The 23,671-nt window shown below is 42.7% G+C and carries 17 protein-coding genes, 1 tRNA gene and 2 pseudogenes; 12 read left to right on the forward strand and 8 right to left on the reverse strand.

Annotated elements, in window-relative coordinates; genetic code table 11:
• Positions 1 to 110 precede the first annotated feature (110 nt).
• The 6 genes and pseudogenes from rlmE to FTV42_RS00685 all read left to right on the forward strand — a co-directional run bounded on the left by rlmE (position 111) and on the right by FTV42_RS00685 (position 5,067).
• Positions 111 to 761, forward strand: coding sequence for a 23S rRNA (uridine(2552)-2'-O)-methyltransferase RlmE (rlmE, locus tag FTV42_RS00665; RefSeq protein WP_004645756.1), 651 nt, complete (start codon positions 111 to 113; stop codon positions 759 to 761).
• A 132-nt stretch (positions 762 to 893) separates the two neighbouring features.
• Positions 894 to 2,783: an ATP-dependent zinc metalloprotease FtsH gene (ftsH, locus tag FTV42_RS00670; RefSeq protein ID WP_004280565.1), complete on the forward strand. Its 1,890-nt coding sequence runs from the start codon at positions 894 to 896 to the stop codon at positions 2,781 to 2,783.
• A 106-nt stretch (positions 2,784 to 2,889) separates the two neighbouring features.
• Positions 2,890 to 2,958, forward strand: a pseudogene (locus FTV42_RS17805) (GNAT family N-acetyltransferase); the annotation flags it as partial.
• Positions 2,959 to 3,168: 210 nt separating this feature from the next.
• Positions 3,169 to 3,714: pseudogene (locus tag FTV42_RS00675) on the forward strand (GNAT family N-acetyltransferase); the annotation flags it as partial.
• A 78-nt stretch (positions 3,715 to 3,792) separates the two neighbouring features.
• Positions 3,793 to 4,644, forward strand: coding sequence for a dihydropteroate synthase (gene folP / locus FTV42_RS00680; RefSeq protein ID WP_180037115.1), 852 nt, complete (start codon positions 3,793 to 3,795; stop codon positions 4,642 to 4,644).
• 108 nt (positions 4,645 to 4,752) lie between these two features.
• Positions 4,753 to 5,067: a DUF5713 family protein gene (locus FTV42_RS00685; RefSeq protein WP_004280560.1), complete on the forward strand. Its 315-nt coding sequence runs from the start codon at positions 4,753 to 4,755 to the stop codon at positions 5,065 to 5,067.
• A 30-nt stretch (positions 5,068 to 5,097) separates the two neighbouring features.
• Here FTV42_RS00685 and FTV42_RS00690 read toward each other — a convergent pair whose 3' ends face one another.
• From FTV42_RS00690 to FTV42_RS00700, 3 genes are all read right to left on the reverse strand, one after another.
• The gene (locus FTV42_RS00690; RefSeq protein WP_180037116.1) at positions 5,098 to 5,784 is read right to left on the reverse strand and encodes a hypothetical protein; all 687 of its coding nucleotides are present in this window, start codon (positions 5,782 to 5,784) and stop codon (positions 5,098 to 5,100) included.
• A 91-nt stretch (positions 5,785 to 5,875) separates the two neighbouring features.
• Positions 5,876 to 5,961, reverse strand: a tRNA-Leu gene (locus tag FTV42_RS00695).
• A gap of 169 nt (positions 5,962 to 6,130) precedes the next feature.
• On the reverse strand, positions 6,131 to 6,862 hold the full coding sequence (locus FTV42_RS00700; RefSeq protein ID WP_218946825.1) for a hypothetical protein: 732 nt from the start codon (positions 6,860 to 6,862) through the stop codon (positions 6,131 to 6,133).
• Positions 6,863 to 7,033: 171 nt separating this feature from the next.
• Here FTV42_RS00700 and FTV42_RS00705 point away from each other — a divergent pair, with 171 nt between their 5' ends.
• On the forward strand, positions 7,034 to 7,540 hold the full coding sequence (locus FTV42_RS00705; RefSeq protein WP_004280554.1) for a hypothetical protein: 507 nt from the start codon (positions 7,034 to 7,036) through the stop codon (positions 7,538 to 7,540).
• A gap of 40 nt (positions 7,541 to 7,580) precedes the next feature.
• On the opposite strand, the gene FTV42_RS00710 is transcribed toward FTV42_RS00705, so the two are convergent.
• From FTV42_RS00710 to FTV42_RS00720, 3 genes are all read right to left on the reverse strand, one after another.
• The gene (locus FTV42_RS00710; protein ID WP_004645748.1) at positions 7,581 to 7,859 is read right to left on the reverse strand and encodes a hypothetical protein; all 279 of its coding nucleotides are present in this window, start codon (positions 7,857 to 7,859) and stop codon (positions 7,581 to 7,583) included.
• A 66-nt stretch (positions 7,860 to 7,925) separates the two neighbouring features.
• Positions 7,926 to 9,248, reverse strand: coding sequence for a hemolysin family protein (locus FTV42_RS00715; protein WP_004280552.1), 1,323 nt, complete (start codon positions 9,246 to 9,248; stop codon positions 7,926 to 7,928).
• Between the two features lie 127 nt (positions 9,249 to 9,375).
• Positions 9,376 to 10,365, reverse strand: coding sequence for a LysR family transcriptional regulator (locus FTV42_RS00720; RefSeq protein ID WP_005103940.1), 990 nt, complete (start codon positions 10,363 to 10,365; stop codon positions 9,376 to 9,378).
• Between the two features lie 662 nt (positions 10,366 to 11,027).
• Here FTV42_RS00720 and FTV42_RS00725 point away from each other — a divergent pair.
• From FTV42_RS00725 to FTV42_RS00745, 5 genes are all read left to right on the forward strand, one after another.
• On the forward strand, positions 11,028 to 12,629 hold the full coding sequence (locus FTV42_RS00725) for an isocitrate lyase (RefSeq protein ID WP_004280550.1): 1,602 nt from the start codon (positions 11,028 to 11,030) through the stop codon (positions 12,627 to 12,629).
• 257 nt (positions 12,630 to 12,886) lie between these two features.
• Complete coding sequence (locus FTV42_RS00730; RefSeq protein WP_180037117.1) at positions 12,887 to 15,982, forward strand: multidrug efflux RND transporter permease subunit; 3,096 nt, start codon at positions 12,887 to 12,889, stop codon at positions 15,980 to 15,982.
• A 172-nt stretch (positions 15,983 to 16,154) separates the two neighbouring features.
• Positions 16,155 to 19,283, forward strand: coding sequence for an efflux RND transporter permease subunit (locus FTV42_RS00735; protein WP_180037118.1), 3,129 nt, complete (start codon positions 16,155 to 16,157; stop codon positions 19,281 to 19,283).
• 160 nt (positions 19,284 to 19,443) lie between these two features.
• The gene (gene mgtE / locus FTV42_RS00740; protein ID WP_004731854.1) at positions 19,444 to 20,784 is read left to right on the forward strand and encodes a magnesium transporter; all 1,341 of its coding nucleotides are present in this window, start codon (positions 19,444 to 19,446) and stop codon (positions 20,782 to 20,784) included.
• A 74-nt stretch (positions 20,785 to 20,858) separates the two neighbouring features.
• Positions 20,859 to 21,440, forward strand: a complete 582-nt coding sequence (locus FTV42_RS00745) for a DUF4112 domain-containing protein (RefSeq protein ID WP_180037119.1) — start codon at positions 20,859 to 20,861, stop codon at positions 21,438 to 21,440.
• Positions 21,441 to 21,521: 81 nt separating this feature from the next.
• On the opposite strand, the gene htpX is transcribed toward FTV42_RS00745, so the two are convergent.
• Together htpX and FTV42_RS00755 are read right to left on the reverse strand one after the other, a co-directional pair.
• The gene (htpX, locus tag FTV42_RS00750) at positions 21,522 to 22,427 is read right to left on the reverse strand and encodes a protease HtpX (protein WP_004280540.1); all 906 of its coding nucleotides are present in this window, start codon (positions 22,425 to 22,427) and stop codon (positions 21,522 to 21,524) included.
• A 176-nt stretch (positions 22,428 to 22,603) separates the two neighbouring features.
• Positions 22,604 to 23,476 carry a lytic transglycosylase domain-containing protein gene (locus tag FTV42_RS00755; RefSeq protein WP_180037120.1) on the reverse strand — a complete coding sequence of 291 codons (873 nt, stop codon included), beginning with the start codon at positions 23,474 to 23,476 and terminating at the stop codon, positions 22,604 to 22,606.
• Between the last annotated feature and the right edge of the window lie 195 nt (positions 23,477 to 23,671).

Raw genomic sequence — 23,671 nt, forward strand, 5'->3', positions numbered from 1 at the left:
ATATCTCTTCATAACGAGCAAAACTCCTAGATTTAGATACACATGTATACTGCAAAATATGTCTTTTTCACGTACAATTAATAATTGGACGTTTTTTTATTTAGAGAGTTATGGCTACACGCATTACCAACCAAAAGTTATCTAAAAGTAGTCGTGATTGGATGAGAGAGCATTTAGACGATCCTTATGTGAAAAAGGCACAAAAGGACGGCTATCGTGCGCGTGCAGCATATAAGCTCTTAGAGATGCAAGAAAAGTACAAAATCATCAAACCCGGCATGACCGTGGTCGACTTGGGTGCAGCTCCCGGGAGTTGGTCACAAATTGCAGGTAAGTTGGTCGGCGACAAAGGTTTATTGATTGCATCTGACATTTTACCAATGGATGCATTACCTGATGTGACTTTCTTGCAAGGCGACTTTCGCGAAGAAGAAGTCTTCCAGCAATTGTTAGAAATTTTAGATGGTCGTACTGTAGACGTTGTAATTTCAGATATGGCCCCCAATACATCAGGTAATAAGGCTGTAGATCAACCGCGTCAGATTTACTTGTGTGAACTTGCACTGGATTTTGCCAATAAGGTGCTAGGCCCTAAAGGTCAATTTGTGGTAAAAGTTTTCCAAGGCTCAGGTTTTGACGAATTCCGTAAGCAAGTGGTTGATAGTTTTGATGTTCTGAAAACATCTAAACCTTTGGCATCACGTGCTCGCTCCAAGGAAGTTTTCCTGATCGGGCAGGGACGTAAGAAGGCTTTAAAATAAGTCTACTTGCCAAGTCGTTAAAAATTGTGCATTTTGTACGTTTTCAGATAATTGTAAGTTGATTTACAGCTTAAGTATTAAGGTCACCCTGAACAGGGCATGATCAAATTAGATTGGAATGGGAATAAAGCTTTGAGCGATCTTTTTAAGAATGCCGTATTGTGGCTCGTGATACTGGGTGTGCTGGTGTTAATCTTCAGCAACGTCAGTGACCGCAATCAACCGACTACAATGAACTACTCAGAGTTTGTTGCCGCGGTCAATGCTGGCCAAATTAAACAAGTTGTGATTGACGGCGAAAGAATCCGTGGCGAAAAATCGAACGGTTCAGAGTTTGAAAGTATCCGTCCGGCAGTTCAGGATCCTGAACTGATGCCAAGCCTGATTAAAAATAATGTTGTGGTTGAAGGTGAAGCACCACAACGTCAAGGCTTGCTCATGCAGTTGCTTATTGCAAGTTTCCCTGTACTTTTAATCATTTTGTTATTCATGTTCTTTATGCGCAACATGGGTGGCGGTGCAGGTGGTAAAAACGGCCCAATGAGTTTTGGTAAATCTAAAGCCAAAATGCTGTCTGAAGACCAGATTAAAGTCACTTTCACTGATGTTGCTGGTTGTGACGAAGCCAAGCAAGAAGTCGTTGAAATCGTAGATTTCCTGAAAGATCCAACCAAATTTAAACGTCTGGGTGCGAGTATTCCACGCGGTGTGTTAATGGTCGGTCCTCCAGGTACGGGTAAAACCTTACTTGCCAAAGCCATTGCCGGTGAAGCGAAAGTTCCATTCTTTAGTATTTCAGGTTCTGACTTCGTTGAGATGTTTGTCGGTGTTGGTGCATCCCGTGTTCGTGACATGTTCGAACAGGCGAAACGTCATGCACCATGTATCATCTTTATTGATGAGATTGATGCAGTCGGTCGTCATCGTGGTTCAGGTACTGGTGGTGGTCACGATGAACGTGAACAGACACTGAACCAGATGCTCGTTGAAATGGACGGCTTTGAGGGCAATGAAGGCATTATCGTGATTGCTGCAACCAACCGTGCAGATGTACTGGATAAAGCACTTCTTCGTCCAGGCCGTTTTGACCGTCAAGTTGTGGTTGGTTTGCCAGACATCAAAGGTCGTGAACAAATCCTGAATGTACATTTGAAAAAATTGCCTTCAGTAACAGGTGTGGATGTTAAGGTTCTTGCACGTGGTACACCGGGCTTCTCGGGTGCGCAATTGGCAAACTTGGTGAATGAAGCTGCTCTGTTTGCTGCACGCCGTAACAAGAACACCGTCGATATGCATGACTTTGAAGATGCAAAAGACAAGCTGTATATGGGTCCTGAGCGTAAATCGATGGTACTTCGTGATGAAGAGCGTCGTGCGACGGCTTATCATGAAGCAGGGCATGCGATTGTTGCTGAAAGCTTGCCAGGTACAGATCCTGTGCATAAGGTGACAATCATGCCACGTGGCTGGGCTTTAGGTGTTACCTGGCAGCTGCCTGAATTTGACCAGACCAGCCATTACAAAGACAAAATGTTGAATGAACTTTCGATTTTGTTTGGTGGCCGTATTGCTGAAGAAGTCTTCATTAACCAGATGTCGACCGGCGCTTCAAATGACTTCGAACGTGCAACCAAAATGGCACGTGCGATGGTGACCAAATATGGTATGTCGGACAAACTCGGTGTCATGGTCTATGAAGAAGATGCACAGCAATCTTTCATGGGCAGTATTGGTAGCCGCAGTATTTCGGAAACCACACAACTAGAAGTCGATCGTGAAATTCGTCGAATTCTAGATGAGCAATATAAAATCGCACGCGATATCTTGGAAAGCAAAAAAGATATTGCCCATGCGATGGTGAAAGCCTTGATGGAATGGGAAACCATTGATCGTGATCAAATCCGTGACATCATGGAAGGTCGTGAGCCTCAGCCACCAAAAGTCTATGTTGCAGATAATCCTGTGATTGATGTAACGCCAGATGATGGTCCGTTGACTCCTCCGCCATTGCCAGCGAACTAAGCTCAATAAAAAAACCACCTTCGGGTGGTTTTTTTATGCTTGTCATTTTTGTCATATCTTTTTGAGTGTTATATTGAGCGATTAAAAATGAATAAGAAAAACAAAAATGAATATGCCTGTTCTGGAATCCAGTGTTTACCAGCTTCGTCTTGAACCGTTGAGCTGGGAACATTTTTCTGATTTAGTGGTTGCATGCGCTGAAGAAAATTTAGGTAAGATTTTATATAATTCGGTGCCTTATCTGCATAACTTAAAAAAATATTTTTCTCAAGCTTTCGAACAACAGGCTCAAGGTGAAAGAATGGTTTTTGCCGTAATTGATTTAAACTCCGGCCAAGCAATTGGAACCGCCAGTTATCATGATATTAAAGCGGAAATTCCACGTTCTGATTTAGTGGTTGCATGCGCTGAAGAAAATTTAGGTAAGATTTTATATAATTCGGTGCCTTATCTGCATAACTTAAAAAAATATTTTTCTCAAGCTTTCGAACAACAGGCTCAAGGTGAAAGAATGGTTTTTGCCGTAATTGATTTAAACTCCGGCCAAGCAATTGGAACCGCCAGTTATCATGATATTAAAGCGGAAATTCCACGTTTTGAAATTGGTTATACCTGGTATGCCAAGCGCTATCACAGAGCTTATGTAAATCGCGTTTGTAAATATCTTTTGTTAAGACATGCTTTTGAAAATTTAAATGCTCAGGTGGTCGGCTTTCGAACTGATCATTTGAATCTTCCCAGCCAAAAAGCGATTGAGGCATTAGGTGCCAAACGAGATGGCATTATCAGGTGTCATATGCTACGTAAAGATGGACAGACTATTCGAGATAGCTATATCTATAGTATTTTAGAAAGTGAATGGGCAGATGTGAAAGCATTATTACAAACTAAACTGATGCAATATTCCCAAAACAATTACTTCGAAATCTAGGTCCTAGCCTTATTCCACTTTGCTTTATTCAGCGATCCATAAGACAATATCGGGGTTATTTTGAGTGAGTATTGAATCATGCAGCTGATGCCTTTGTTACCACATGTATGGACATTTGGTGATTTAAAATTGGACTTATCCCAGCCGCATGTGATGGGGATTCTCAATGTCACCCCAGACTCTTTTAGTGATGGTGGTCGGCATAATCACAAAGAAGATGCAGTTGCCCGCGCACTGGAAATGATGGCCGAAGGTGCAACCGTAATTGATATTGGCGGTGAATCGACCCGTCCAGGTGCCGCAGTGGTAGAAGTGGAAGAAGAAATTCGCCGCGTAGTGCCTGTGGTGGAAGAACTGGCTAAACATAAGGTCATTCTCTCGATTGATACGTCGCAACCTGAAGTCATACGCGCAGCGGTTCGGGCCGGAGCACATATCTGGAATGATGTCCGTGCTTTGACTCGGCCGAATGCATTGCAGACCGCAGCAGAACTCAATATTCCAGTGATCATCATGCATATGCGCGGTGAGCCGACCACCATGAACAATCTGGATCAATATGAGGATGTCACTAAAGATGTGATACGCGAGTTATCCCAACGTGTTCAGGATGCTTTAGATGTTGGAGTAAAAGCGGAAAATATCATGATTGATCCAGGTTTTGGTTTCGCTAAAAATGCCCAGCAAAATTTAAAGCTGTTGCAAGAGTTTTATAAATTGACAGAAATGGGCTATCCGATTTTGTCTGCTTTATCACGTAAACGCTTTATCGGAGCAGTTTTGGATGGGGCAGAACCACAAGAGCGTGCAGTGGGTTCAGCAACAGCGCATTTGTTGAGTATTCAGCAGGGTGCATGTATGGTACGGGCACATGATGTTAAAGTCACAGCCGATGCGATTAAAGTCTGGCAAGCTATGCAAATGGTTTAAAAATCGAGGCTGGGAAATCCCTACATTGGCAATGTTGTTTGGCTTTTAAGCAACAATATGCTATATAGGCACGCTTAGATTAGATAGTCATCCTTTAGAGTGCCTGTAATGTTTGCAGATTTACTTCTCCCCATGTTCGATGATGAGTATTATCCCGATATTCTGGTTGCTGAAATCAAGCAGCACATCGAACGTTTTGCCCAAAAAGTCGCTAAATCAGGTTTGTCAGATCAAGAAATTTACCAGCTTGCCAATCTGACTGTGGCTGATATCAATATCATGAAACCTCAGTTCGAAGATCTGGATTCGTCTCTGGATGATACTGCCGCGGATTATATTGCCGAAGCCATGATGATGGTGGTGCAAGAGCACGGCCTGTTCGAGATTGAAATGGAAGAACTGATTACCAATCGTGAATGGTGATTTAAGAAAACCCTGCAGATGCAGGTTTTTTTATTGTCTGTTCAAATAATCTTTAAAGCTATTAAAGCGAATTGAGCCGAGTAATTGTTGCTCTTCATTCATGCATTGCTGATAAAGGTTTTGGTAATAAGCCTGCAGATTCGATTGACCTTGAATTTGTTGTGGTGTTTTTGATTTGGATTGTTGATAAGCCCAAAAAGCCAGTTGTCGGAGTTTCTGCAACCTGATCTGGTCAATCGCACTACAGGAACTTTTAAATAAAGGTTCCAGGATGACCACCCCAAAGGAAGAAATCGCTAAAATGATCATACTAATGATGACCAGTACATCCGAATGAATCAGATAAAGGTTGAGCAATAAGCTCAGAAAAATTGGAATTTGCAGATAGAGACAGTTTTGCAAACGCTGACTATAGGCTTTGGAACTAAATTGCGCCTGATATTGTGCATGCCAGATATAAGGATAAAGCAGTGCCATCAGCACAATTAAGGTGACATTAAAGGCAATCGTGGCATTCTTGAAAAAATAATATTCCAGAAATACGGAGCTGAGACTACACGCTACACAGACCAGAAGGGACAGTAAATTAATCGCGATAACAAACTGGATATTTTGCAAGGCATTAAATTTAAAGCGGCTATAACGCAGCTTAAGGAAAAAAGCGTCTGGATGACGTAATTGTAATATAGCGAGATCAAAGTGTTTTAATTCTGACATGGGGATTTCGCGCTAAAAGAATAAAATTCAGGCACAAAAAAACCAGCCTAATGCTGGATTTTTTATTGCACCATTTTAATAAATATTAAAATGGTGCCCGAGGCCAGACTCGAACTGGCACGCTTTGTGGGCGGGGGATTTTAAATCCCCTGTGTCTACCGATTTCACCACTCGGGCATGTGCGCAATAATAGAGGACGAAATAAAGCTTGGCAAGCAAATTCAGAAATGATTGCTTTCTTTTCAAGCAATTCCGTGGCTTCTATTCTAAAAACCAGCAAATCAGCGTTTTTAAAAGTTAATATTTGCAGATCTTTAAGACGGACAATGAAAAAGGATAGAGAGAACTATGAATTTTCATCCAGATAGCTGTCGACATCTAGATGCTTGATCGTTTTACAATATTGATGCTCATATTTCAGCAGCCGTGTATATAGCCCGGCATAGTGATTTAATTGCTGTTTTAGTTCGGCATACCGAGGATCATGGCTTGAATAAAAACGTAATTTTAGTCGGATCAGGCAGGTTTGTTTATAAGCCCAAAAACAGATTTTACGTAATTGTTGTAGCTGATAGTGCTCAGTATTTTTACTATTTTCCTTGAATAAATTTTCCCGATAAAAGCGCACAAAACCAAAGCTCACGCCAAAGAAGAATAAGCTCCACATCAGCAAACTGCTTTGTATAAAGACCAGATTTAAGGCTTGCAATAGAATCACAATAGCCATCTTGATCGGAGTATGCCGTAATAACTGATACAGTGAATAAGAAGAATGCTGAATCTGGTGCAGAATCAAGGTGAGACTCAACATCAGGAACAGTAGAATGGCCAAAATGGCATAACTTTGCGCCTGAAATTCGCTGATTTGCACAAAAGATTGCTGTACCAGATCTCCTAACATCAAACTGATGGGAACAAAAATCATGGCGGCCAAGACCCAAGGAATTAAGAGCTTGGCTTTATCCCAGATTCCACGGATTTTAATCTGACTGTAAAACAGGTAATTTCCTTTAAATGCAGTCGGATATTGGCGCTTAAGTTGCTGCAGCAACAAAGTCACTTGCGTAGTGGGTATCATCCAGAGATTAATTTAATATATAGATGAAGCACTATAGTCGATTTTGCGCAAAATCACAGAAGAAATGCAGTTTCAGGTCGCAGCGCTGTTTTAATCATGAAGATTTTAGTTTTTTAGCCACGAATTATGCGAAAATAGCCGATTCAAGATTTATTTTTTTAAGGACAGTTTATGACTGATCAATCTCCTCAGGCGTTAAGCGACATCGAAATTTTAGACATCCTGCAAAGTATGAAAAAGGATGAGCTAAATACTGAGGCGCAAGCAGCAATTCGTCAGGGTGGTAAAGCTGGTCGTCAGGAAGCGCATAAAGCAGCCTTAGTAGCATTGAATCAGTCATTTGAAGACAAGTTTGTCGAAGCGGTATCTTTGGCTTTGGGGCTGAATGCAGCACAAATCAAAAAAATCCGTTATAAAAAAGACCGAATCCGTATTTTAAAAGCGCGCGGTATCGATTATATGGCGATTGATGGTGCTGAAACTGCACAGGTACTGTCACAAATTGCCCAAGCAATTGTGCGTGAAGATGCCATTGTCACCCATGACCTGCACAATATTTTTCCGTTCTGGAAAGAGGGCTGGCCAATGGTGCAATTCGATAATGCTTATAAAATTTTAGAAGATGATATCCAGATTCACTATCAAGCCGTTCTTGAGGCTTTATTAGCAAAAATCTAAGCTATAACTAGATCTAAAAAAAGCACCCAAAGGTGCTTTTTTAATCACGATATATCAGTGCAATCAGCCAGCTGATGGGCAGAATAAATAAACGCCACCACGTGATTAATGGCCAATAAAAATACTCTCCAAATCTCAAGGTCGAGTCGAAACCTTGACGGCGACGTTCATGCGGGTAGGGAATAATGAAAACTGTTAAAACCATCAGAATGATGGCTGCGAGTAAAAGCAGGGGATTCTGTTGTTTGGCAAAGAAGAAGTAAAACAAATACAGGGCTGAATAAAAAAACAGACATGCCAATAATGCAGAAATATTCATCACTCACCTTATGGATTTTTTTATTAGAATAATTTTTTGAATAGAGGGCTAAAAAGAAGAACCAGATTAATCTGATTCTTCTTGAATAACTGAATTGGTTTCGATTAGGCGGGTCACCAGTAACTGGTCAATTTTAAAATGATCGACGTCAACCACTTCAAACTTATAAGCACCAAATATCACTGCATCTGCAGGACGTGGAATCTTGCGTAATTTATACATCATGAAGCCAGCGATGGTTTCATAATTTTCATCATCAGGCATTTCATCAATTTCAAGCGCATGCTTAATATCTTCAATCGGTGTACTGCCTTCAATCAACCAGGAATTATTGTCACGTTTAATAATTTGCTGATCGGCTTCAATAGGCGTCACCCAGTCACCCATCACGGTAATCATAATATCGGATAGGGTAATCACTCCGACTACCAGCGCATATTCATTAATGACGACGGCAAACTTTTCCTTGGTAGAGCGGAAACGGTCCAGAACTTCCGATAAGGTCAAAGTGTCAGGAATGGTCAACACATTACGGATGGTATTTTCATTGAGCTGCAGCAGCGACTGGTTGTTCAGAATACGCACCAGAATGTCTTTAGCATCGACATAGCCAATCACACTGTCAATGTCATTGCTACATACCAGAAACTTGGAGTAGGGATATTCTGCCAGCTTTTGCCGAATACTTTCTTCCGGTTCATTCAAGGTGAAGAACACCACATTTTCACGTGTGGTCATACTCGAAGGCACGTTACGTTCTTCCAGCTCGAATACGTTTTCAATGAAATGGTGTTCCTGTTTCTGGAGCACGCCTGCCTGTGCACCGGCATCCATCACTGCAGAAATATCATCAAAAGTAATATTGTCATCACGAATAGTATTTACTTTAAACAGACGGAACAGCATGTTGGCAATCGCATTGATAAACCAAGCCAAAGGTTTGCAGACTTTAATGAAAATCTGAATTGGCTCGATGACTGAGACTGCGATCTTTTCTGGCGCAATCATGGCCAGACGTTTCGGCATCAGGTCTGCAAATAAAATAAATAATGAAGTGACGACCGTAAAGGAAAGCGCAAAGCTGATATTGTCAGCCCAAGGTCCTTGGTAAAAGCGGGAAACAAAATTATAAATATAAGGACGGAAGGCACCTTCACCTAAAATACCACCAAGAATGGCAACTGCATTTAAACCAATTTGGGAGGCTGCAAAGAAGTCTGCAGAATTTTCTTGTAGATCTAAAACTTTTTGAGCGCGATGATCACCCGACTCAGCCAGAATTTTGAGTTTGACTTTACGGGCACCAGCGAGGGCGATTTCAGTTAAAGATAAAAAACCGGCCCCCGTGATGAGTATTAAGATAATCACGATATTTTGTAAGAGGCTCACAAATCCACCTGTGGATGAATAGTATCTTGGGATATTTTTAACACAAAAAAAGACTTGAGGTGTAACAATGACATCTCAAGTCTTCGAAGTATAATCTTAAAAAATAAGAATTTAGAAGATTTTGAGTTTAATAATGTGAAAATTGAGAATTATTGCTCAGGAATTCACGGTTTTCTTCTTCAATCATCTGGCGGGCGACATATAAAATCAGCTGACGTAACCAGCGATGCGCCGGATGATGATGCAATAAAGGGCACCATGCCATTTTTAATTCAAATTCTGGGATATAAAACGGCGGATCTTTGAGAATTAAATTGTGATTCTTGGCTTGCAGGCGTGCGATGCGTGAAGGAAGTGTTGCGACCAAGTCGACATTGGAAGCCAATAAACCCGGCATCTGGTAATGACGGGTAAAGACCGAAATTTTACGTTTCTGGCCAATCCGCTCTAAAGCCTGATCAATCCAGCCTAAACCAGCCTGTTTTTCAGGATTGACCCCGAAGCCAACCCCCATACCGGTTTTAGACACCCAGATATGCTGTGCATCCAGGTAACTTTTAAGGTTTAAATTGCTTGCGGCAGGATGCTTGTTATTTAAAAGACAAGAAAAGCTGTCACGCCAGACCAATACCTGATGAAAACTTTGTGGGATTTCATTAAAACGGTTGATTGCCAGATCGACCTTGCCTTGTTCCATGTCACGATACGACACATCACTTGGTGTTAAGAAGTCGAGAACAACATTTGGAGCTTCTGAACGTAGGGCTTTGACCAGACGTGGAACCAGTGTGGCTTCCGCATAATCCGAAGTCATGATCCGGAAGACACGATTTGAGGTATAAGGACGGAACTCGGTACGTGGTTCCAGAATCATCGACAAGTCAGCCAGGGCATCCCGAATACGTGGTTGTAATTCTAAAGCACGTTCGGTTGGGGTCATGCCTTCAGAAGAACGGATCAGGAGGGGATCATTAAATAAATTGCGTAATCGGCGCAAAATGTTACTCATGGCAGGCTGGGTAACACCCAATTGTTCTGCTGCACGTGTGACATTTTTTTCGCGAAGAAGTACATCAAGATAAATTAATAGATTGAGATCAACCCGCTCCAGATTCATAAAAGAAATACCGAGAATAAATACAAGAAATTATGATGATTATGCCATAATTGCCAGGCCTTGTGTAAAGCGCCGATGAAAAAAAGCCATGTGCTCACTAATAAAGTTTACAGAATTAACACAGGCTTAGACTCTATTATTTACAGTGTACATAAGAGAAAAGATGCACGTTAAATGGACCATCATTTAGCCTTTTTTATAGATTGGGATGAAAGCCCTCTTTTCGCTTTAAAAGAAAATCATAAAAGCTATTCTTGCATTCAAGATTTGAGTGAAAAGTAAACTAAATCAAGAATTCCTTAAGTTGAATAAATCATCAAAGATCAGCATTTTTTAAAAATAAAAGGACATAAAACCCATATCCAGACTTAAGTCTAATGAATTATTTTTAAGCAACATGCGGAAATTTTATCCATTTTTATTTTTAAATAAATATATATAAAACAGAGATTTAATTTAATTAATTAAGATTGTACTAAGACTTTGATCTACTCATTTTTTAAATAAATACTGAAGATTCTTGCAGACTATTGGATTAATTTTCATAAGCCCACTAATCTTTAGCTATCCCAACGGATCGTCGAAAATCTGAACAAGTCATTGAGGGTGTGATTTGAGCGGTTCGTTGCAGAAAAATCCTAATATTATTACAGGAATATATCATGACTACATACCAAACAGCGATTGATGCAATCCGCGAATTAAAAGCGAAATTCGGTAACACTTGGGCAGACATCAGTCCTGAAGATGCTGCGCGTATGCAACTTCAAAACCGTTTCAAAACTGGTTTAGACATTGCGAAATATACAGCGGCAATTATGCGTCGTGATATGGCTGCTTATGATGCAGACTCTAGCAAATACACTCAATCACTAGGTTGTTGGCACGGTTTCATCGCGCAACAAAAAATGATTGCGAACAAAAAATACTTCGGTACAACTGAACGTCGCTACATCTACCTTTCTGGTTGGATGGTTGCAGCACTTCGTTCAGAATTCGGTCCACTTCCTGACCAATCTATGCACGAAAAAACGTCTGTTCCTGCATTGATCGAAGAAATCTACACTTTCTTACGTCAAGCTGACGCGAAAGAATTAAACGACTTGTTCCGTGCCCTTAAAAAAGCACAAGAAGCGGGTGACACTGCTAAAGCAGCTGAAATCACTTCACAAATCGACAACTTCCAAACTCACGTTGTGCCAATTATTGCGGATATCGATGCTGGTTTCGGTAACGAAGAAGCGACTTACTTACTTGCTAAGAAAATGATCGAAGCGGGTGCTTGTGCACTACAAATCGAAAACCAGGTTTCTGACGCGAAACAATGTGGTCACCAAGCTGGTAAAGTAACAGTTCCACACGAAGACTTCATCGCGAAAATCCACGCTCTTCGCTATGCATTCCTGGAAATGGGTCTTGACGACGGTATTATTGTTGCACGTACTGACTCTGAAGGCGCTGACTTGACTCAAAAAATCCCAGTGGTTAAAGAGCCAGGCGACATCGCTTCTCAATACATTAGCTACTTAGACACAACTGAAATCGACATTTCAGAAGCTCAAGAAGACGAAATCCTGATCAAGCGTGATGGTAAACTTCACCGTCCTAAACGTCTTGCTTCTGGTCTATACCAGTTCCGTGAAGGCACGCAAATCGACCGCGTTGTACTTGACTGTGTAACTAGCCTACAAAACGGTGCTGACTTGCTTTGGATCGAAACTGCGACGCCTAACGTTGCTGAAATCGCTCACATGGTTAACCGTGTACGTGAAACAGTTCCAAATGCGAAACTTGTTTATAACAACTCGCCTTCGTTCAACTGGACTTTAAACTTCCGTCAACAAGCGTATGACCGTTGGGTTGCTGAAGGTAAAGACGTTTCTGCTTACGACCGTGCTAAGTTAATGAGCGCTGAGTACGATGCAACTGAACTGGCTGCTGAAGCTGACGAAAAAGTTCGTACATTCCAAGCTGACGCTGCTCGTGAAGCGGGTGTGTTCCATCACTTGATCACACTTCCGACTTACCACACAGCTGCACTTTCTACTCATGAGCTTGCTCAAGGTTACTTCGGTACTGAAGGTATGTTGGCTTATGTTGCTGGCGTACAACGTAAAGAAATCCGCGGCGGTATCGCATGTGTTAAACACCAAGCAATGGCTGGTTCTGACATCGGTGATGACCACAAAGAAATCTTCGCTGGTGACAATGCATTGAAAGCTGGTGATGATTCTAAAAACACAATGAACCAGTTCAGCGCTTAATCCGCTTAATTGATTCACCAAAAAACCCTGCATCTGCAGGGTTTTTTGTTTGGAAAAATGCTATTAATAAATAGGGAAGAGCAATCTCAAGAACGTGCTCAAAAGGGATTATCCATAATTTCTCCATGATTGGTTTTTATCGCAGCTTTTATGTGTTTAATTCTTGCATTCTAGTGCTATGTCACTGAATATTTCGATATAGCATACTTATGTTCTGCATCAATTTACCCCTATTTAATTAAAAGTGACCCGGACTTATGCTGTCTAAATTTTTTATCCACCGCCCGATCTTTGCTGGGGTACTGGCGATTGTTGTCATGGCAATCGGCCTGTTCGCAGTAATGAACCTGCCAGTGGAACGTTATCCGGACATTGCCCCGCCAAGGATAACGGTGGCAGCAACTTATAGCGGCGCTTCTGCGGAAACTGTGGAAGAAAGCGTGACTCAAGTGCTGGAACAGCAAATCAAAGGCATTGATCATCTGCTGTATTTCAGTTCCAGTAGTGATTCTTCAGGACGCAGCCGGGTCAGCATTAGTTTTGAAAATGGCACCGACCCAGATACCGCACAGGTGCAGGTACAAAATGCGATTAATGGCGTGCTCAACCGATTACCGGAAGATGTGCAACGCCAAGGTGTTAATGTCTTTAAATCGCTTGGCGATACTCATATGGTGATTAGCCTGTATGATGAGTCGGGGCGCAGCAACAATATTGAACTTTCCGACTATCTGATGACCCATCTGGAACAGGACATTTCCCGGATTGAAGGCATTGGTGAGGTTGATGTTTTTGGTTCACAATATGCGATGCGGATCTGGCTGAATCCGGCAAAATTAAAACAATATAACCTGATGCCAAGTGATGTGCGTGCCGCAATAGAATCCCAGAATACCCAGGTCGCTGCAGGTGCGATTGGTGATCTTCCAGCCATAGACGAGCAATACCTGAATGCCAAAGTTACTTCAGGTTCACGGCTAAAAACCGTGGAAGAATTCCAGAATATTATTGTCAAATCGGATCGTGCCGGCAGCTTTATTTATTTGAAAGATATTGCGCGGGTGGAACTGGGTGCTGAAAATTATCAGTCTTATAGTACCAATAATGGTTATCCATCAGCAGGTCTGGGTATTTCACTGGCCTCAGGGGCCAATGCCATTGCCACCTCTAATCTGATTAAGGCTGAAATTGCCCGTATTTCCCAGCAATTGCCTGAAGGCTATAAAATTGCTTACCCACGTGACAATACGCCTTTTGTACAAGAATCAATTAAAGAAGTGGTCAAAACCCTGATCGAAGCCGTGATTTTGGTCATCATTGTGATGTTCATTTTCTTGCAGAATTGGCGTGCCACTTTGATTCCTACCGTGACTGTTCCAGTGGTGATTTTGGGTACGATGGCGGTGCTGTATGCACTGGGGATGAGTATCAACACTTTAACCTTATTTGCGCTGGTTCTGGCGATCGGCCTGTTGGTAGATGATGCGATTGTTGTGGTGGAAAACGTTGAACGGCTGATGCATGAAAAGCAACTGTCCGCCAAGGATGCTGCTCTGGAATCCATGCAGGAAATCAGTGGAGCACTGATCGGGATTACTCTGGTTTTGACCGCAGTCTTTATTCCGATGGCATTTTTTGGTGGATCGACTGGCGTGATCTACCGCCAATTTTCTATCACTTTGGTTGCGGCGATGTCACTGTCCTTAATGGTGGCATTGATTCTAACCCCAGCATTGTGCGCGCTTATTCTAAAACCGAATCCTAAACCGGCAAAATGGGCGTCCTGGTTTAACCAGAAACTGGATCATTTAAAACATCGTTATCTGAATTTGTCTAAACTCACGATTCAGCGTCAGGCGATCTGTTTGCTGCTGTTTGCCGGATTGATCGGTGTGTTTGCGCTGTTCTATCGTGCTTTGCCAACCAGTTTTTTACCAAGTGAGGATCAGGGGATTTTAAGCTTGCAAATCAAATTGCAGGAAGGCGCTCCGATGAAAAATACCATTCAGATCGGTGAAGAAGTCCGTAAGTATTTTCTGGATCAGGAACAAGCTAATGTCAATCTGGTGATGATCCGTTATGGGCGAAATTTCTCTGGAACTGGTCAGAACCTCGCGACCGGTTTTGTAGCGTTGAAACATTGGGATGAGCGTTCCGGTCAGGACAATACTGCACAATCGATTCGTGAACGGGCTTTGAAGCATTTCCAGAGTAATCGCAATGCACAAATTAATGTGTCCATGCCAGCTTCAGTCAATGGTCTGGGACAAACCGATGGTCTGGATTTCTGGATTCGAGATATCAATGGCAATGGCCGGCAATATCTGGAACAGCAATTTAAAGCGCTGGAAGCTCGGGCGGGCAACTATACAAGCTTTGAAAATCTGGGCAAGCGTTCTAATCCTGACAAAGCAGAACTACGTGTCAATATTGATCAGAAACAGGCCATGGCCAACGGCCTGACTCAATCGGCAATCAACAGTACTTTATCCAGTGCTTGGGGCGGCAGTTATATCAATGACTTTATTGATCGTGGTCGGATTAAACGGGTGATTATGCAGGGTGATGCTGAATTCCGCTCTAAGCCGGAAGATCTGGCACAGTGGCATGTACGAAATGACCAAAATCAGATGGTGCCTTTCAGTAACTTCTCGCAAGTGGGCTGGAGTGGTGGTCCTGAAGTGGTCAACCGCTTTATGGGGTATACCGCATTGCAAATGGAAGCCGATCGGGCCAAAGACAGCAGTTCCGGCCAGGCCATGCAAGATGTGGAAGCTTTAATTGCCGAGCAGGAAGGGGTGGATGTGGTCTGGAGCGGTCTTTCTTTCGAGGAAAAACAGTCCAATAATCAGGCGATCTGGCTGTATCTGATTTCAATTGGTTTTATTTTTCTTTGTCTGGCGGCTTTATATGAAAGCTGGAGCATTCCAACCGCCGTGATGTCAGCTATTCCACTCGGGATTGGCGGCAATATTATTTTCAGTTATCTGGCTGGTTTCCCGAATGATATCTATTTCCAGATTGCCTTGCTGACTACCATTGGTCTGTCCTGTAAGAATGCCATTCTGATTGTGGAATTTGCTTCATTAGCGCAGCAACAAGGTAAATCGGTAGTAGAAGCCGCACTAGAAGGTGCGTCTTTACGTCTACGTCCAATTTTGATGACTTCTTTGGCCTTTGGCGCAGGGATTTTACCGCTGGTCTTTGCTACAGGCGCTGGTGCGGTGAGTCGTCAGGAAATTGGCGTGAGTGTATTTGGTGGTGTCATTTTTGGAACATTGCTGGTGCTGATTTTTATTCCATTTATGTATGTTTTAATTCGTCGACTCATCATCAAAAAATCGCGTGCTTAAAATAAAGGAAAACTCTAGAGCTGAAAAATCCCCGTTTATACGGGGATTTTTTTATCGCCAAAACTCGTCCAATGACTGGTTGCGTTTTCAGCATGGTGTGAAAATTGCTATAAAAATCATCTATTCATACAAGAATGTGTCGTGAGAATGCATCTGATGGGGATTTTTATTCATGTTGTCACACTTTTTTATTTATCGACCTAAATTTGCAGCCGTCATCGCCATTATCATGATGGTATTAGGAATTTTTGCACTGCAAAAAATTCCGATTGAGCATATGCCGAATATGGATGCACCTGCGTTAGGGGTTTCTGCGGGGTATCGTGGTGCATCTGCGGAAACCGTTGAGCAATCGGTCACGCAAATTTTAGAACAAGCGGTGAAAGGCATTGAAGGTTTGGAAAGCTTTCAGTCCAACAGTAGCGTGGGACGTGCAAATCTGACACTGTCGTTTGAGCAAGGAGTAGATCTCGATCAGGCACTGTTGCAAGTGCAAAATGCGGTCAATGGTGTGCTAAGTCGATTGCCTGAAGAAACCCAGCAAAATGGAGTGGCTGTTTATAAACAAGGTTATGATCAATTTGCATTACTGAGTTTATATGATGAATCAGGGAAGGCGACACCTACAGAGCTTGCTGACTATTTAATGGTGCATGTTGAACCGCGTTTTTCCCGTATTGACGGGATGGGTGAGGTGGAGCTTTATGGCGCAGGCTATGCGATGCGCATTTGGCTCAATCCACATAAACTACGCCAATTTAATCTGATGCCGAGTGATATTCGCAATGCAGTCGAGGCACAAAATGCACCTCTTGTATCTGGTTCTATTGGTGGATTACCAACAGCACAAGATCAATACATGAATGCCAAGGTTAGTGCGGGATCACGTTTAAGTAGTATTCATGAATTTGAAAAAATTATTGTGAAAACAACAGATTCAGGTTCGGTCCTGTACTTGAAAGATGTCGCACGTGTTGAATTAGGGGCAGAAAGTTATAATCATTTAAATTATACCAACGGTCATTTATCCGCTGCATTATCGATTCAATTGGCACCACGGAGTAATGCCATTGCGGTTTCAGAGCAGATGCAAACGGTATTGAAAAATGCCCAAGCCAATTTGCCTGCACATTATCAATTGCGTATGACCATGGACAAAACCCCATTTATTACCAGTTCAATTGAACAAGTCGCGAAAACTCTGGTTGAAGCGATGGTACTGGTAGTCTTGGTGATGTTTATCTTCCTGCAAAACTGGCGCGCCACTATTATTCCTGCAGTCACGATTCCGATTGTAGTTTTAGCCACATTTGCGGTGCTGTATGTACTGGGAATGAGCTTAAACAGTTTTACCTTGTTTGCCCTGATTTTGGCGATTGGCCTGTTGGTCGATGATGCCATTGTGGTCGTGGAAAACATTGAACGTTTGATGCATGAAGAACATTTGGATGCTCAGGCGGCAGCTTTAAAGTCAATGAAGGAAATTAGCGGTGCATTGATCGGGATTACTCTGGTCTTAACTGCTGTATTTATTCCCATGGCATTTTTTGGCAGTATGACAGGGGTCATCTATCGTCAGTTTTCCATTACGTTGGTCGTGGCAATGCTACTTTCTTTATTGGTGGCACTTATCATCACCCCTACATTTGCAGCGCAACTGCTAAAGCGTCAACCACATCAACCAAAATGGGCACAGCGTTTTAATCGTGGCATGGATAAGCTCACCATGCATTACCAAAAGCTTTCTGCACGTAGCATGCAGTTTAAAATGACGATGTTGGCTGTATTTAGTATATGTGTTTTAGGCTTTGGCTGGCTTTATAAAACCTTGCCCGAAGGGCTGATGCCAACGGAAGATATGGGCTTTGTCATGGGTCAAATTGTGATGCCAGGCAATGCACCACGTTCTGAGATAGAAAAAGTCGGGCGTGAAGTCCAAGACTATTTAATGCAGCATGAATCTGAGCGCATCCAAAGCATTGGGATTTGGTATAGCGGAAACAATGTTGGGGTTGGGCCTTATCGTGGTCAGCTCTTTGTCGTATTAAAGGACTGGGCAGCGCGTAAAAATCCTGAAGATACCGTCTTTGCTATTGTAGATCGTGCACAAAAGCACTTTGCCAATCATGCCAATGCCCAGATTTTCTTTATGGCGCCTTCTATGTCTAGTAATGGACGTGTGGTCGACTTTTGGTTACAAGATTTAGATTCACGGGGCAGCGAGTTTTTACAGCAATCCTTCTCTGAGATTGAAACTCGTGCCAAAGCAAAATCATCGATTGAATATTTACAACTTGATGTACCCAAAGATAGTGCTGAGCTGAATATTAAACTGGATATAGAACGTTTACTCAAATATGCCGTACCTCAGCAAAGTTTTAACAGTACGTTGGCTGCGGCTTGGAGTGGTACCTATATCAATGACTTTATTGATCGTGGACAAATCAAACGAGTCATCATGCAAGGCGAAGCGGAGTTCCGTTCTAAACCTGAAGATTTGGCACATTGGCATGTCCGCAATAGCACAGGCGAAATGTTATCGTTTAATCAATTCACTACGCTAAATTGGCAAGGTGGACCGAATAGTATCAATCGTTATATGGGCTATAACGCCGTGCCTGTATATGCAGGTATTCCCAAAGATCAATTTTCGAGTCAAACCATGCAAGATGTCGAAGCTTTAGTTGATGAACAAGATGGAGTAAATTTGGCCTGGAGTGGAGCTGCCCTAGAAGAAAAACGCAGCAGTGGACAAGCTATTTTCTTGTATCTAATTTCGATTGCCTTTATTTTCTTATGTTTAACGGCACTCTATGAAAGCTGGACGATACCTGCTGTGGTGTTGACCGCGATTCCTCTGGGCGTGGGAGGAAGTATTCTGTTCTGTGTCTGGTTTGGTTTTGCGAACGATATTTACTTTCATATCGCCTTGCTGACGACTATCGGTCTGTCCTGTAAAAATGCAATTTTGATTGTAGAGTTTGCTGCACAAGCAGAGCGGGCAGGTCATACTCCGGTTCAGGCCGCGATAATGGCTGCGGGCTTACGCTTGCGTCCTATTGTCATGACTTCCATTGCATTTGCAGCGGGCGTACTGCCTTTGATGTTTGCCACCGGTGTCAGTGCAATCAGCCGGCAGGAGATTGGCAGTAGTGTTTTTGGTGGGGTGCTATTTGCCACTGTCCTGGTACTGCTGTTTATTCCCTTTATGTATGTATTGATCCGTGGTCTGATGGTTAAAAAAACGGTTTCTAAATCAGTGGTGATAGAGCATCCATCTTTAGAAAGTGAACAAGCCTGACTCAGGCAGGCTTTTTTCTGGCTAAATATCGAGGAATTGATTTATACAAAAAATATCGTCATATTGCAGCATGATCATTAAAATTATTCACATGAAAAATTAGGATACAGGGATCAGGACAAACATCTCTTGAATGCCAGACTTTTATAATGAGCTGCTTATGCCGACAATTTCAGAGAAAATCCAGCATATCCAACAACAATTACATTCTGAAAATCACGACATCGCTGTAGGCTTACTCAGTCAGCTGAATGTCGCCGATCAGGCGCGCATTTTAAGTCGTTTAGATGCTCGGCAACAGGCCCAAATTTTAAGGCAACTGAATGAATCAAGCTTGGTCTATGCCTTTATGCCCCTAGGGCAGCAGTTAAACGTGACAAAGTACTTATCCATTTCAGAACTTGTTCCCATTCTGGACGCAATGCCCTCTGATGATTTTGTCGATATTTATAAGCAGTTTTCGCCGCCGCTACAGCTGCAATTGATGAGCGCATTATCTGAAGAATCCCAGCAGACACTCAAAGATCTGGCCATCTATCCGGAAGGTACAGCGGGTGCCATGATGAGCTCAAGTTTTGTGACGCTCTCACCCGATTTAACCATGGATGAAGCGATACAGGCTTTACGTGTGGTGGCCGCCGGGCAGGAAACCCTGTATTTGATTTATATTGTCGATGCAGAAGAACGGCTGATCGGTGTGATTTCCTTAAGGCAGATCATACAGGCCTTACCTGAGCTGAGCATTGCCGAGGTGATGCAACGTGACGTCATTTCTGCTCAGGTAACAGATGATCAGGAAATTGTAGCTCGAGCCTTGGCCTATTATGATTTTATTGCTCTGCCTGTAGTTGATGCACAGCAAAAACTCTTAGGAATTGTTACTTATGACGATGCTATGGACATTGTCGAAGCCGAAACCACTGAAGATATTTTAAAGTCGGGTGCAGTGACACCGTTGACTGAATTGAGCCTTAAAACTGCCCCGATTTTGACCCTGTATCAGAAGCGGGTCTTTTGGCTGGTCATTCTGGTTTTTGGCAGTCTGCTCTCGGGAATCGGCATTGCACACTTTGAAGAGATCATTGCCGCACATATCGTGTTGGTATTTTTCTTGCCACTTTTGGTGGGCAGTGGCGGGAATGCCGGTTCGCAATCAGCCACCTTGATGGTGCGTGCCTTGGCCACAGGCGATGTCGAATTTAAGGATTGGTTTAATTTGCTCAGTCGCGAATCTCTGGTGGCGCTGTGCTTAGGCGGCACTATGGCGATTGCGGTATCCATTCTGGGTTATATTCGGGGAGATATTATGGTAGCTGTGGTGCTGGCCATCAGTATGCTCGGGATTGTGTTGACGGGCTGCCTGATCGGCATGAGTCTGCCTTTTATTTTAAATAAACTCAAACTTGATCCTGCCAGTGCTTCGGCGCCGTTAGTGACTTCTATCTGCGATGCTACCGGTGTGATTCTGTATTTATTCGTTGCTTCCAAATTATTGTTTTAATTCACAGATTGATACATCAGCCTAGAAAAAATACTTTATGCTCAAGAAAATCAGCATTATTTCTGGAATAACTTATGCCTGAGTCTGGACAAAAACCAAAATTAAGCCAACAAGAGGTGATACGTCTGGAACGTGATCTGGCCAAGTTTGCCAATATGATGGACTCCGTGGTGCGTATTCCGTTTACCAAGCAAGGGGTGGGGGCAGACGCAGCTTTGAGTACGATTCCGGTTGCTGGAGATATTGCCGGTTTTGTATTGACCTGTTATGCCATTCATAAGGCCAAACAGATCGGGGTTCCGAGTGCCAAACTTAATCCGGTGATGAAAATGGCGGCGATCGATGCGGTAGTAGGATTTATTCCGGTGGCAGGCACGGTCTTTGATATTTTTATTCGGCCCAGTCGCAAAGCGCTCGATGTCGTGCACCTGCATATTCGCGAGGAATATCAGATTAATAGCGATCGACATGTGCTGCATCCATTTTTGCATGAAAGTCTGGAACGCAAACAACAGCAATCAGCATTCTGGCGCAATCCCGTGGTGGCCTGGATCTGGATTCATATCCCCGATATTTTAGGTACTTTATTCCTGATTGTATTTGTCTTCGCGATCGGGTGGGGTGCTATGGCGCTGTATCAATGGTTCAGCCAATGATAGGTCAGCTAAAGAATAATTGAATCCAATAAAAAAAGCCTGCAATTGCAGGCTTTTTTTGAATCAAAAATAAAGTTTTACTTAAGCACAATCAAGTTGTTGCAATGCAGCGACACGTTGTTCGATGCTTGGATGCGTCTGGAACAATGCAGCAAGGCTAAAGCCTTCTTCTTTACCCGCAGAAATCGCAAATGCTTTCATTTCTTTCGGCATGGCATCTGGCATTTCAGATTCTGCCTGTAAGCGCAGTAATGCTGAAATCATGGCTTGTTTACCTGCCAGACGTGCACCTGCTTCATCAGCACGGTATTCACGGTGACGAGAGAACCACATCACAATCGACGATGCCAAGATACCGAACACGATATCCAGCACAATAGTAATCACGAAATAGGCAATACCCGGGGCTTCACCTTCTTCACGACCAAAGACATTGCGGTCAATAAAATCACCTGCGACACGTGCGAAGAACATCACGAAGGCGTTCACAACACCTTGGATCAGTGCCAGAGTGACCATGTCACCATTGGCGACATGACCAATCTCATGCGCCAATACTGCACGAAGTTCGTCTTTGTTCATACGCTCAAGCAAGCCAGTTGATACCGCAACGAGAGCATCATTTTTGTTCCAGCCGGTGGCAAAGGCATTCGACTGGTAAGAGGGGAAAATACCCACTTCCGGCATTTTAATGCCTGCACGCTGAGAAAGTTGTGCAACTTCTTGGAGCAACCAGGCTTCAGCTTGGTTACGAGGTGCATTCGGGTCAATCAGTTCAGTACCCGTGGTCTTTTTCGCCATCCATTTAGACATGAACAGGGAAATCATTGAGCCGACCATACCGAACACAAAACAGATGACCAACAGGTTGCCTAGATTCAAGCCACCTGCGCCATGGTAACTACCGACACCGAAGAGTGACAAGATAATGCCAGCTACAACCAGTACCGCGAGGTTGGTTAGCAAGAACAAACCAATCCGCATCATTGAGAAATCCTCTTATTACAGAAAAATAATCTGATTATTAAATGTAAATCATTGAAATCAATATGCGGTGAAATCGAGAAGAATTCAAGGAAAAAATAGCATTTGGCTACAAAAAACACAGGATATTTTTTGTGCAAATTGAAACATAGGTCTTTAAAAACAAAGCTGTTTAGGAGTTATTCACTTAAATATATTTTTGCAGATGCTGAAGCATTCGCGGTGGCATATGAGCCTGCCGGTGCATCGGTGAAACTGCCATCCGCTTGAGCAATGATCTGACGCTGATACTTGGCAGCCTGAATATTGGAAGCTGTGGTGGTTTCAATCGAATAATTGTCAGAACTGGCAATCACACGGCCAGTACCAGAAGATGCTGTATAGGTAGAACTAGTATTGCCAATTCCCTGAGCATATAAGTTCTGATAACGGCTGCTGACACGACGGACATAGTCCTGAGTTTCACGAAACGGTGGCACACCCTTATATTTGGCAACATTACCTTCACCGGCATTATAGCCTGCCAGTGCCAAGGTGGTGTTGCCATTAAAACGTTTCAATAACCAGGCCAGATATTTGGCACCTGCCATAATATTCTGCTGCGGGTCATAAGCGTTGCTGACATTAAAACGACGGGCAGTCGCCGGCATGAGTTGCATTAAGCCCTGTGCACCGACTGGAGAGCGTGCCTGTACATTAAAACCGGATTCGGTATGCATCACAGCTTTAATCAAGCCTTCAGACACGCCATAGGTTTGTGCTGCCTGACGGATGATCGAGTCATAGGCATTTTTATTTTTACTATAGCTAGGTAACACGGAAGCTTCACTCGAGCCCCAGTTACTATAACTATGAATATTGCTGTCGGGATAATAAGTTTTCTTTTCTACCTGCAGGTGATTATAGCGACTTTTCTTATTGGTCAATAAAGTACTGCCATTACTGTCGCGTAATTGATAGATCGTTTGACCAGCATAAGCAAAATGACAACAGCTTGCCAATAGCAAACCACTGATCCCATAACGCCCCAAAACATGCACATTTATTTTCATTGTTTATATTAAGTAAACACAAGCGAGAAAAATTTAATAAAGAGTTTAACAAAAAATTACGGAATGAAAAGACTTGTGCGCTGCATTTATAAACGAGTTTGTAAATGCAAGTCATTTTTTACATTTTAGCAGTAGAAAAAAAAATATGATTTAATTTAAAACCTTAGGCTTGACAGGGTTAAATAATTGATTTTT

Origin of the sequence: Acinetobacter sp. YH16052, from assembly GCF_013417155.1 — a bacterium.
Lineage (GTDB): Bacteria > Pseudomonadota > Gammaproteobacteria > Pseudomonadales > Moraxellaceae > Acinetobacter.